General features: G+C 61.1%; 8 protein-coding genes. 5 read left to right on the forward strand and 3 right to left on the reverse strand.

All coding sequences use genetic code 11. The features are described from left to right. The first annotated feature begins 7 nt into the window (after window positions 1–7). The 4 genes from RV1423_RS11190 to RV1423_RS11205 all read left to right on the forward strand — a co-directional run bounded on the left by RV1423_RS11190 (window position 8) and on the right by RV1423_RS11205 (window position 6,132). Window positions 8–1,261 (forward strand): efflux RND transporter periplasmic adaptor subunit, encoded by a 1,254-nt coding sequence (locus RV1423_RS11190; protein ID WP_034296557.1) that lies wholly within the window; start codon window positions 8–10, stop codon window positions 1,259–1,261. Further along, window positions 1,261–2,694 (forward strand): efflux transporter outer membrane subunit, encoded by a 1,434-nt coding sequence (locus tag RV1423_RS11195; protein ID WP_034296559.1) that lies wholly within the window; start codon window positions 1,261–1,263, stop codon window positions 2,692–2,694. The genes RV1423_RS11190 and RV1423_RS11195 overlap by 1 nt, the downstream gene beginning before the upstream one ends. A 388-nt stretch (window positions 2,695–3,082) precedes the next feature. Beyond that, window positions 3,083–5,329, forward strand: coding sequence for a catecholate siderophore receptor Fiu (locus tag RV1423_RS11200; RefSeq protein WP_034296562.1), 2,247 nt, complete (start codon window positions 3,083–3,085; stop codon window positions 5,327–5,329). Between the two features lie 122 nt (window positions 5,330–5,451). Then, the gene (locus RV1423_RS11205; RefSeq protein ID WP_034296565.1) at window positions 5,452–6,132 is read left to right on the forward strand and encodes a Fe2+-dependent dioxygenase; all 681 of its coding nucleotides are present in this window, start codon (window positions 5,452–5,454) and stop codon (window positions 6,130–6,132) included. A gap of 85 nt (window positions 6,133–6,217) precedes the next feature. On the opposite strand, the gene RV1423_RS11210 is transcribed toward RV1423_RS11205, so the two are convergent. Genes RV1423_RS11210 through RV1423_RS11220 form a run of 3 tightly spaced genes read right to left on the reverse strand, consistent with a single transcriptional unit; the run spans window position 6,218 to window position 10,501 of the window. Beyond that, window positions 6,218–7,756 (reverse strand): DHA2 family efflux MFS transporter permease subunit, encoded by a 1,539-nt coding sequence (locus RV1423_RS11210; protein WP_034296568.1) that lies wholly within the window; start codon window positions 7,754–7,756, stop codon window positions 6,218–6,220. A 13-nt stretch (window positions 7,757–7,769) separates the two neighbouring features. Then, a complete protein-coding gene (locus RV1423_RS11215) occupies window positions 7,770–8,996 on the reverse strand; it encodes an HlyD family efflux transporter periplasmic adaptor subunit (protein WP_034296569.1) in 1,227 nt (408 codons plus the stop codon). A gap of 44 nt (window positions 8,997–9,040) precedes the next feature. Further along, on the reverse strand, window positions 9,041–10,501 hold the full coding sequence (locus RV1423_RS11220; protein WP_081768797.1) for an efflux transporter outer membrane subunit: 1,461 nt from the start codon (window positions 10,499–10,501) through the stop codon (window positions 9,041–9,043). Between the two features lie 174 nt (window positions 10,502–10,675). On the opposite strand from RV1423_RS11220, the gene RV1423_RS11225 reads away from it, so the two are divergent. Beyond that, window positions 10,676–11,281: a TetR/AcrR family transcriptional regulator gene (locus RV1423_RS11225; RefSeq protein ID WP_034296570.1), complete on the forward strand. Its 606-nt coding sequence runs from the start codon at window positions 10,676–10,678 to the stop codon at window positions 11,279–11,281. Window positions 11,282–11,543 lie beyond the last annotated feature (262 nt).

Genomic DNA, 11,543 nt, shown 5'->3' on the forward strand with positions numbered 1-11,543 from the left:
TGAAGCAATGTCGCAAGAACGTCATTCCCAGCTCGGCATCCATCCTCTCGATCCGGGCGAGGCAGGAGAACTGTTGAAGCGCCGGCAGATCGTGCGTCGCACCAGAATCGTTGTGATCGTCGTCATGCTGCTGCTGGCGGCCGGCGCTGCACGCACCGTCGTCAGCCGCGTGTTCAATGCGCGCGAGCTGGAAGCCGGCACCGTCGAGCGCGCCAGGCAATATGTCAAGACCGCCACCGTCAACAGCAGCGGCGCGAGCCAGACGCTGTCCTTGCCCGGCACCCTGCAAGGCTATGTGCAGTCGCCGATCTCGGCGCGCGCCGGCGGTTATCTGAAGCGCTGGTACAAGGACATCGGCAGCCGCGTCGAAAAGGGCGAGCTGCTGGCCGAACTCGATACGCCGGAAACCGATCAGCAACTGTCGCAGGCCATCGCCGCACGCCAGCAGGCCGCCTCCAGCCTCGATCTGGCCAAAAGTACCGTTGATCGCTGGGAAGCGCTGCGCAAGAAAGACGCCGTCTCGCAACAGGAACTCGATGAACGCCGCAGCGCCTTCGCACAGGCCGGCTCCAACCTTGCCGCCGCCGACGCCAATGTCGGACGCCTGCGTCAGGTGGAAGGTTTCAAACGCATCGTCGCGCCGTTCGCCGGCGTGATCACGCGCCGCAACGTCGACGTCGGCGATCTGGTCGATCCGGGTTCGGGCGGCGGCGCGGCGCGCGCGCTGTTCATGTTGTCGCAGACCGATCCGCTGCGCGTCTACGTCAACGTGCCGCAGTCCTACGCCAATCTGGTCAAGCAAGGTCAGAAGGTCGTCGTCACGCAGACTGAATTGCGCGGCCAGAAGTTCGAAGGCAAGGTGGCGCGCACCGCTGCTTCCATCGACACGACCACCCGCTCGATGCAGGTCGAAGTGGCGCTGCCCAATCCGGACGGTATCCTGTTGCCGGGCGCTTTCGTCCAGGTCGCGTTGCCGCTCAAGCCCAGCGGCGCGCTGGTTGTTTCCACCGACACCTTGCTGTTCCGCCGCGACGGCACGCTGGTGGCGACGGTCGACGCCGGCAACCGGGTACGTCTCAAACGCGTGCAGATCGGCCGCAATTTCGGCCAGACCGTGGAAGTGCTGGACGGCATCAGCGGCAACGAGCGCCTGATCCTGAATCCGTCGGACTCCGTGGCCGAAGGCGATGAAGTCGCTTTCGCCACCGAGGCGCAACCGAAGCCGGCCGCCAAGCCGCCTGCCGAGCAAGGCAAGTCGTGATGAAGCTGCGTCCTCTCGTTCTGACCGCCATCGCAGCCGCTGCGCTGGCCGGCTGCGCGGCCGGCCCCAACTACCGCAAGCCCGATGTCGACATGCCGGTGAGCTGGCAGCTCGACGCGCCGTGGCGGCAAAGCACGCCCAGCGACGACCAGGCCAAGGGCGCATGGTGGGAGCGTTTCGGCGATGCTCAACTGAATGCCTTGCAAGAAAAGGCGATGCAAGACAACCAGACGCTGGCCATCGCCAGCGCTCGCCTGATGCAAGCCCGCGCCGCCGCCAACGCCACTTCGGCCGGCATGTTCCCGCAAGTCGGCGTCGGCGCGCGCGCGTCGCGTCTGCGCATTTCCGGCAACCGGCCGCTGACCAACTACAACTCGCCTAATTTCTCGACGGTGCAGAGCGACTTCGCGCTCGGTCTGAACGTCAATTATGAGGTCGACCTGTTTGGCCGCGTGCAGCGCAGCGTCGAAGGTGCTCGCGCCTCGGCCCAGCAGTCGGCTTCCGACCTGCAAAACACGCGTTTGCTGTTGAGCGCCGAACTGGCCTCCAGTTATTTCAACCTGCGCGAGCTGGACGTCGAACTCGACGTGCTGTCGCGTTCCATCGATCTGCAAAGGAAAGCGCTCGAACTGGCGACCTCGCGCCATGATCTGGGTGCCACCTCAGGTCTTGATGTCGCCCAGCAGCAAGCGCTGCTCGACACCACGCTGACCCAGGTCGACGTGCTGCGCAAGGCGCGCTCGCAATATGAGCACGCCATCGCGACACTGGTCGGGACGCCGGCGCCCAGCTTTTCGCTGCCGTCGGCGCTGGTGCCGATGACGCCGCCGGCGGTGCCGGTCGGCGTGCCGTCCGATCTGCTGGAGCGCCGTCCCGACATTGCCGCAGCCGAACGCGCGATGGCCGCCGCCAATGCGCAGATCGGCGTGGCCAGCGCGGCGTTCTATCCGAGCATCATGCTGGCGCCTTCTTACGGCGTCGACAGCCGTTCCTTCGGTGCCTTGTTCGATGCGCCCAGCGTGCTGTGGTCGCTGGGCGTGTCGGCCACGCAGACGCTGTTCGACGGCGGCCGCATCAGCGCCGGCGTCGATTTCGCCAAGGGCGGGTATGAAGCCTCGGTGGCCAATTACCGCCGTGTGGTGCTGACCGCCATGCAGGAAGTGGAAGACGGCATCACCGGCATCGCCGCGCTGGACCGCGCCTATACGCAATCGCAGGCTGCCATCGTCAGTGCGCGCCGCGTACTGGACCTGGCCGACAGCCGTTACGTTGGCGGCGTCGCGACATATCTGGATGTGATCACGGCGCAGCAATCCTTGCTCAACAGCGAACGCCAGGCGGCGCAACTGATGGGTCAGCGCATGCTGACGTCGGTATTCCTGATCAAGGCGCTGGGCGGCGACTGGCCGGACGCCAGGATGGCACTCAAGTAGCGTCGGCAAACATATTCGCCGGAACCGGCCGCCTCTCCGGTTCCGGTTCCAATTGCGCTTTCGGCGGGCGGCGGCTGCGCAATGCATGTTGCCGGATGTGACTCAACGTAAATTTTTGTCTCAAATTTGTAACAATTTATTCAAATAATAACGATTATCACCTAGAATTCGTTCGAGTGAAGAGTGTTGGAATATTCATCTCTCGACGCCGTTCTCTTTGAGCGCCTTGCCAGCCACAGCGGTTTTTTCTTCCGTCCAGCCCGTTTGCGTCGTGAACGTATCGAGCCATCGATACAACAATTAAAACCATTCATCCCCGTGTAGCCCGCCAGATCTGTGTTGCAGATGTAAGCCAGCCAGTCCGAAACTTTTACTATGAGTTCCGTTCATGACTTACATAAGAAATCGCAAACATGCACAGCCTCGCTTCAATCCAAAAGTGACAGCGGCGATTGCCGGCGCGCTTCTGCTGCCGGCGGTCGCCCATGCCCAACAGGCACAATTGCCCAGCGTCGAAGTGACCGCGACGCAGGACAACGGCTATAAGGCGGAGCGGGCTTCTTCCGCCAAATATTCGCAACCGCTGGTCGATACGCCGCAGACCATCTCCGTGATCAAAAAGGAAGTTCTGGCAGACCAGCACGCAATCACATTGACGGACGCAGTACGGAATACGCCTGGCGTCGGTACTTTCTACCTCGGTGAAAACGGCACGACCAATACCGGCGACGCCATCTACATGCGTGGCTTCGACGCATCCAGCAGCATCTACGTGGACAATGTCCGCGACCTCGGTTCGATTTCCCGAGACATGTTCAATATCGAACAGGTCGAAATTCTGAAAGGGCCGGCCGGCACGGACAACGGCCGGGGATCTCCGACCGGCTCGATCAACCTGGTCACGAAACAGCCCGAACTGGTCAATTCTTTCAACTCCTCGGTCTCCTACGGCAGTTGGTCGCAGAAGCGCGCAACCGCCGATTGGAACAAGGTTATCGATGATGAGAAGGGCATGGCCTTCCGCTTGAACCTGATGAAGCAGGATAGCGGCGTCCCAGGCCGCCATGAAGTGAATAACGAGCGCACGGGCATTGCCCCATCGTTTGTATTCGGCCTGAACACGCCGACACGCATCTATCTCGACTATCTGCACGTCGAACAAGACAATACGCCTGACGGCGGAGTGCCTACAGTCGGTTTGCCGGACTATCGGACTCCTGATGCGACGCGTCCCTTCATCAGAAATGCGGGGAGAGTCAGCTCATCGAACTTTTATGGCCTGAGCAGCGATTACGACAAGGTGAAATCCGACATGTTTACCGTCCGGGTCGACCACGATTTTTCGCCCAACGTAAAGCTGCAAAACACCACGCGCTACGCCAGGACGACGCAAGATTACCTGCTGACCGGTTTCATGGGCAGCGCGGCCAACCTGTTGACGCCGAATCCCGCCAATCCGGCGACATGGACCATCGCCCGTTCCAATCCGACGCGCAAGAACCAGGAAAATGAGATTCTGACCAATCAGACCAATATCACGACCGAGCTGGAAACAGGTGCGCTCAAGCACACGCTGGTGGGCGGCGTCGAGGTGACTCAGGAAAAGCAGCACGCGCTCTCGTTTACCCGAGTCGGCAATTTGCCGGCCGCGAACCTCTACAATCCGAATCCCAACGACGCCATTCCGGCCGGATACAGCTTGAACGCGACCGGCTATAACGACGGGAAGACAGATACGGCATCGGCTTACCTGTTCGACACGGTGAAGTTCAATGAAAAATGGTCGCTCAATGGCGGCGCGCGCGTGGATCACTATCGCACGACTTATTTCGCCAACGCCGCCGGGGCGATCACGAACCTGTCCACCTCGGGCAACCTGTTCAACTGGAAGTTGGCCGGCATCTATAAGCCGACGGATTACAGCAGTGTCTATGCCTTGTACGCCACATCGCAGCAGCCTCCCGGCGGCGCGAATTTTGCGCTGAGCGCCGCGGCCAATAGCGCAAGCAACGCCAACTACGCGCCGCAAAAGACAAAGACCGCCGAAGTCGGTACAAAGTGGGATCTGTTGAATAAAAAGCTGGCGCTGACGGCTGCCGTTTATCGTACCGAAGTCGAAAATGAAGTCGAGCTCGACGCCACCAGCGGTCTCTATTTTCAGACCGGCAAAAAGCGCGTCCAGGGTCTTGAACTGGGCGCAACAGGCGAAATTACCTCGAATTGGTCGGTAAGCGCAGGCTATTCGTTGATGAATACCAGTGTCCAAAGCGGCGCGGTTGTGACGCAGGCAGGCGAAAACAGCCTGAGCTATACGCCTCGCCAAGCCTTCACTTCCTGGACGACCTACAAGCTGCCGCACGGTTTCACCATTGGCGGTGGCGGCCGATACGTCGGCAAGCTCTACCGCGGCACCGACGGCCCGGCGGCGTCGCCGACGCCGACACCTCAATATGTGGAGTCCTATTGGGTATGGGACGCAATGGCGAGCTATGTCGTCAGCAAGAATCTGACGCTGCAATTGAACATGTACAACTTGTTCGACAAAGACTATGTGGCAGCGATCAACAAGAGCGGTTATCGATACAATCCCGGCCTTGCACGATCAGCCGTGCTTACCGCCAACATCAAATTCTGATGCGGTTTTGATTCGGCGCAAACTGTCGGTTTTCCCGCATGGTTTATAGTGGGCAGCCGTACAGGCGAATGCATGGAATCTGGCCCCTCCCGCACGGAGGGGCTTTTTACTGGAGAGCGATCATGATGTTGCATATTCCGGAAGTGCTGACGGCAGCCGAAGTGGCGTTCATCCGGCAGGAACTGGCCGGTGCCGACTGGGTCGACGGCAAGGCGACCGTCGGCGAGCAGGGCGCCAAGGTCAAGCGCAATCGCCAACTGCCGGAGTTTTCGCCGATGAGCATCAAGCTCGGCGAGATCGTCCTGGCGGCGCTGAAAAAGAGTCCGTTATTCTTCGCTGCCGCATTGCCGAGAATGACAATACCGCCCTTGTTCAACAGCTACGAAGGCGGCGAGCATTACGGACTGCACATCGACGGCTCGGTGCGTGCCGTGCCGGGCACGTCGCTGAGCATCCGAACCGATTTGTCGTCGACCTTGTTCCTGTCTGAGCCGGAAGAGTATGAAGGCGGAGAACTGGTCGTCGTCGACACCTACGGCATGCATGAAGTCAAACTGCCGGCCGGCGATCTCATCCTGTATCCGTCGACCAGCCTGCACCGTGTGGAGCCGGTTACCAGCGGCGCCCGCGTGTGTTCTTTTTTCTGGACGCAAAGCATGGTGCGCGACGACTGGCAACGCAGCCTCCTGTTCGAACTGGACCAGAACATCTCAAGCCTGCGCGGCAAGATCGGCGACACCGAAGAAGTCCTCGGCCTGACCGGGCATTATCACAATCTGCTGCGCCAGTGGGCTGAGCTGTAAGTGTTGCTGCCGGTCTGAGCAAGAAGTGAAAAAAGGATGCCCTCGATGAAACGGCATCCCTTTTTCTCTCTGGCCGGGTGCGATCTCAGTGAGCGGCCGACGTATCCGCGACCCGCGTCGGCTTGGGCGCAAACCATACCGCCGTCGCCGCCAGCGCGAACGAAATCGCCGCCATCATGAAAATGTGATTGGTCGACAGCATGATGCTTTGCGACTGCAGGATCTGCTCCATGTTTACGCGCGCCTGATCGATCGACATGCCGGCCTGCGTCAACGCATTGCTGACGTCGCCGAACTGATCGACCATGCCGGCCAGCTCCGCATGATAGTAGATCGACTTGTTTTCCCAACTGGTGTTGACCAGCGAGGTGGCGATTGCGCCCGACATGGTGCGGCAGAAACTCATCAGGCCGGCGGCGGAGGCGGTCTCCGATTCGTCGACGCTGGCCAGCGCCAGACCGGTCAGCGGCACAAAGAAGAGCGGCAGACCGATGCCTTGCAGCAGCAGCGGCCAGCCGATCTGGAAGTTGGTCATGTCCGAAGTGTTGAAGCTGCGGAACAGCGTCACCGCGCCCAGCCACATCACGCCGATGAACACCAGCTTGCGTGGATCGACTTTGGTCGACAACCTGGCCACGAAGGGCGCCGTCAGCACCGCGAGAATGCCGCTCATGGCGGTGGTCTCGCCCGAGTGCGTCGCGGTGTAGCCCATGTAGCCTTGCAGCCACAGCGGCGTCAGCACGGTGGCGCCGAAGAAGGCGCCGAAGGCGAGGCAGATAGTGGTCACGCTGGCGGTGTAGCCGCGGTGGCGGAACACGCGCAAGTCGACGATGGGATTGCGTTCGGTCAGTTCCCAGATCAGGAAGGCGATGAAGCCGGCGACGGCAACCAGCGCCAGGATGATGATTTCATTCGAGGCGAACCAGTCCTTCTCCTTGCCTTCATCAAGCATGATCTGCAATGCCGCGACCCAGACGATCATGAGGATCAGGCCGATCTTGTCGATTGGCAGTTTCAGCAGCGGCGACTCGTAGCGCTTGAGCATTCTCCAGCCGATATAGCCGCAGACCAGCGCCACGGGAACGTTGATGTAGAAGATATAAGGCCAACTGTATTGATCGCACAGCACGCCGCCCAGAATCGGTCCGGCGATCGGCGCAATCAGCGTGGTCATGGCCCACAGGCCGATCGCGGCAGGTGCTTTCTCCTTGGGGAAAATGCGCAGCAGCAGGGTTTGCGATAGCGGCATCAGCGGACCGCCGGCCAGGCCTTGCAGCACGCGGAACGCGATCAGCATGCCGAGCGAACCGGCCAGGCCGCACAGCGCCGAGAACACGCCGAACAGGATCATCGAAGCGATGAATACGCGCACCGTGCCGAACCGGTTGGCGAGCCAGCCGGTCAGCGGCACGGTGATCGCTTCAGCCACCGCATATGACGTGATGACGTACGTGCCCTGGCTGGACGAAGCGCCGAGCGCGCCGGAGATCGTCGACACCGACACGTTGGCGATGGTGGTGTCGAGCACCGCGATGAAATTGGCAGCCGCCAGCAGCAGGCCGGCGCCGACCAGTTGCGCGCCCTCCAGCGGCTTCATGGCGGCGTCGGAAAAATGGGATGACATGGGTGCCGCCTGTTTACAGAGTCGGAGATTTGATCGCGTTGTCCGCCGTCACTGCGTTCATTGCGGTGCCGCCGGTAGCGGTTGTACTGCTCTTGCCGCGCGTGTCGATCGAGACATCCATCGACAGGCCGACGCTCAGCGGCTTCTCCACCAGTTCCTTGCGATCGATCGAAATGCGCACCGGCAGGCGTTGCACCACCTTGATCCAGTTGCCGGTGGCGTTTTGCGCCGGAATCACCGCGAATGCGGAACCGGTGCCGCCGGCCACGCCGACCACCGTGCCGTGATATTCCACCGCGCTGCCGTAGATGTCGGCTTTCATCGTGACCGGTTGACCCAGATGCACTTGCGACAACTGGCCTTCCTTGAAGTTGGCGTCGACATGCAGCGCGCGTGTCGGCACCACCGACAGCAAGGCGGCGCCGGCCTGCACGCGCTGGCCGACCTGAACCTGGCGACGCGCGATCACGCCTTCGATCGGCGCGCGCAAGACGGTGCGCTCCAGATCGAGTTTGGCCTGGTCGCGTTTGGCGCGCGCCAGCGTGACTTCCGGATTGGTGTCGACAGTGGTGTTGGCGGTCAGCACGGTGCTGGCCTTTTGCGCGCCGATGGTGGCTGCGCGGTTGGCGTCGGCTTGCACTCCGGCGGCCTCGGAGGCCTTCAGATTGGCTTGCGCGGTCAGCACGGCGGTGCGCGCGTTGGTCAGTTCTTCGCCCGATACCGAACCGGATTTTTCCAATGCCTCGCGGCGACGCAGATCGAGTTCGGCGCGCTGCAGGTCGGCTTGCGCAGACAGCAGTTGCGCTGCCGAGCGTTTTTGTTCGGCTTCGCGCGCCAGCACTTGCGCGGCCAGTCCGCTGTCATTGGCGAAGTAGCTCTGGACACGGCGTTCGGCGCGGCTCAGGTCGGCTTCGGCCTGGGCCAGCGCGAGCGCGGCGTCGCGGTTGTCGATCACCACCAGCACGTCGCCTTGCCTGACGTATTGGGTGTCGACCACTTTTACGTCGGCGACGATGCCGTTGACGGCCGGCGTCACCTGCGAAATTTCCACGGCGGTGTAAGCATTGTCGGTGGTGACGTAGCGCGAACCGATGAAATACCAGTAGGTGGCGTAACCGATTGCCGCGACGGCGATTACGCCGGCGAAGATGGTGAACAGTTTCTTGCGCTTGTTGCCGGCATTGCCGGCGGCGCTGCTGTCCGCGATGGTCTGGATTGCCTGGGAATCACTGTGTGACATATCGTTTCCTTCGTAATCTTGTGGATCGTATTGAGATGACGCGTTCAGCCGGCGTGCTGGTAGCCGCCGCCGAGCGCGCGGACCATCGAGACGTCGAGCGCGAACATGCGCGAACGCAGGGTCGACAGCTCGCGCAGATTGGTCAGCAGCGTGTCCTGTGCAGTGAGCACGTCGAGGTAATTGGCGAGGCCGCCTTCATAACGGTTGCGCACGATGCGATAGGCCTCTTCGGCCGCATGCGCGGCGGCTTCGACGCGGTCGAGACGTCCGCTTAGCGCTTTTTCACTGACGGCGACATCGGCGACATCCTGCAAAGCTTGCGTGACTGCGCTGTCGTAATTGGCGACGGCTTCGTCATAGCTGGCGCTGGCCGAACGGAACTGGCCGCGCAGACGGCCGCCTTCGAAAATCGGCAATGAAATCGCCGGTCCGACGCTGCCGATGTCAGAACCGGCCGAGGTCAGCAAATTGGTGCCCAGCGACTGGAAGCCGAAATAGGCGGTGAGATTCACGTTCGGATAAAACTGCGCGCGCGCCACCTTGATCTGCTTGGCGGCGGCTTCGGCGCGCAGGCGTGCGGCGACGATGTCGGGACGGCGTCCCAGCAGGTTGGCCGGCAATTCCTGCGGCAGGCTGAACGGTTTTGACATGTCGATGACCGGGCGCGCCAGTTGCAGACCGCGGTCCGGACCCGCGCCGGCCAGCGCGGCCAGCCTGTTGCGCTGCAGGGCGATCGATTCGTCGATGCTGAGCAGATCGGCTTCAGCCATGGCGCGGCGCGCTACCACTTGCTTGACGCTGCCTTCGGTTTCAAGGCCGTTGAGGCGGCGTTGTCCGAACAGGTCTTCGGTTTCCACGCGCACCTGCAATGCCGCTACGGCAGTATCGCGCTGGCTGAACAGGCGTTCCAGTTCGGCATACGCGGCGGCAATGGAAGTCGCCAGCGCGATGCGCGCCTGGGCCGCGTCGGCGCGCGCCGCCTCGAGATCGGAAGTGGCGGCCGCCAGCGCGGCGCGGTTCTTGCCCCAGAAGTCGATCTCATAGCTGAAGTCGAGGGCGACGCGGGTTTCGTTGTTGTAATTTTTGGGCACGAAGTCGGGCGGCACGCCGTTGTTGTAACTCTGCTTCATGCGATCAAGCGAGGCGTTGCCGGTGACTTGCGGCAATAGCGCTGCGCCTTGCTGTTGCGCCACGCCTTCGGCTTTCAGCAGACGGGCGCGCGCCACCGCCATCGACGGCGCGCCGCGCAGGGCCTCGCCCATCAATGCGTCGAGTTGCCTGTCGCCGTAGATCGTCCACCAGTTGTCGTCGGGCCAGGCGACTGCGGCTGCGCCGTTGAGCGATTGAGCAGTCTGATAGGCGTCGATGGCCTTGGGCTCGGCGCGTGGGCCGAGGTCGGAAAACTGTGCGCAGCCAGCCAGCGTCAAGGTCGCAAGCGCTAGTGCGGAGAGCGCGGCGACGGAGCGCGAACGTTTTCCTCTGCCGAAAGAAGATTGAACTTGCATGATCGAATTCATTCATAATTAAACTGTACAGTTCAGTATAGTATTTGATTTTAAAGACCGTCAAGCAAAACTGGGCGAAAATAGAACTCGGCAAATGCTGCGTTGGCACAAAAAGCAACAGCCTTGGGGAAACCAGGCGGGACCGAGGTTCCGCCGCATAAGCAAAGAATTGACATGCGCAAGAAGAGTGAAGAGCGACGCCAGGCGATCATCGATGTCGCCGCGGAATTATTTAATGAAATCGGATTCGATCGCGCGTCGATGGCGGAGATATCTGCGCGCCTGGGCGGGTCCAAAGCGACGCTGTACAACTATTTTTCTTCCAAGGAAGAAATCTTTTTGCAGGTCATGAAGCAACAGGCCGGCATGCAGTTCGAGTCATTGTTCGCCATCCTTGGGGAAAGCGGAAAGGGCGATACACGTACGACGCTCAAATTGTTCGCCAACAAATATCTGCATCTGGTGCTGTCGACCGAAGTCATCGCGATCAGGCGTTTGTTGTATTACAACGCCGAGCGCTCGGATCTCGGTTGCATGTATTACGAAAATGGTCCGAAGCGCGGCTGGCTTGCCATCGCGGACTTCATGAAACGGGCAATGGCAAAAGGCGACCTGCGTGAAGCTGACCCGTGGCTGACAGGCATCCAGTTTCGCGCGCTGGTCGAGGCCGAATGGGTCGAAGGCCGTATTCTCGGCGTGATCACCAGCGTGCCGCCGGCCAAGGTCAGGGAATCAGTCGAGCGTTCACTGGACGCCTTCTTCCGGATTTACGGAGTCTGACGCCAGCCTGACTGCATCAGGTCATTTGCTCATCACATTGCCGTGTGAGAATGCCTCAGCGGCACTCTCGCATCGGATCGCTCGCAAGCCAGCAGCGACGGCTCTTGCATACGGATCGCCCAGTACAAATGAATGGTAAACAACCGCCTTCTTCCGTAATGAAGACGGCGGTGGCGTGCGTACCATGAGTGGGCGCAATGCGCCGATTGACGGCGACATTTTGCGCAAACGGTGTAGGTCGCACACCTTATTTCAATTTCTC

The sequence above is a fragment of the Herbaspirillum sp. RV1423 genome (genome assembly GCF_000577615.1).
Classification (GTDB): Bacteria; Pseudomonadota; Gammaproteobacteria; order Burkholderiales; family Burkholderiaceae_D; genus Herbaspirillum.

Excerpts from the sequence above, each read along its gene's own strand:
- RV1423_RS11225 (WP_034296570.1), top strand. The coding sequence starts at position 10,676 with ATGCGCAAGAAGAGTGAAGAGCGACGCCAGGCGATCATCGATGTCGCC.
- RV1423_RS11190 (WP_034296557.1), top strand. The coding sequence starts at position 8 with ATGTCGCAAGAACGTCATTCCCAGCTCGGCATCCATCCTCTCGATCCG.
- RV1423_RS11195 (WP_034296559.1), top strand. The coding sequence starts at position 1,261 with ATGAAGCTGCGTCCTCTCGTTCTGACCGCCATCGCAGCCGCTGCGCTG.
- RV1423_RS11220 (WP_081768797.1), bottom strand. The coding sequence starts at position 10,501 with ATGCAAGTTCAATCTTCTTTCGGCAGAGGAAAACGTTCGCGCTCCGTC.
- RV1423_RS11200 (WP_034296562.1), top strand. The coding sequence starts at position 3,083 with ATGACTTACATAAGAAATCGCAAACATGCACAGCCTCGCTTCAATCCA.
- RV1423_RS11210 (WP_034296568.1), bottom strand. The coding sequence starts at position 7,756 with ATGTCATCCCATTTTTCCGACGCCGCCATGAAGCCGCTGGAGGGCGCG.
- RV1423_RS11215 (WP_034296569.1), bottom strand. The coding sequence starts at position 8,996 with ATGTCACACAGTGATTCCCAGGCAATCCAGACCATCGCGGACAGCAGC.
- RV1423_RS11205 (WP_034296565.1), top strand. The coding sequence starts at position 5,452 with ATGATGTTGCATATTCCGGAAGTGCTGACGGCAGCCGAAGTGGCGTTC.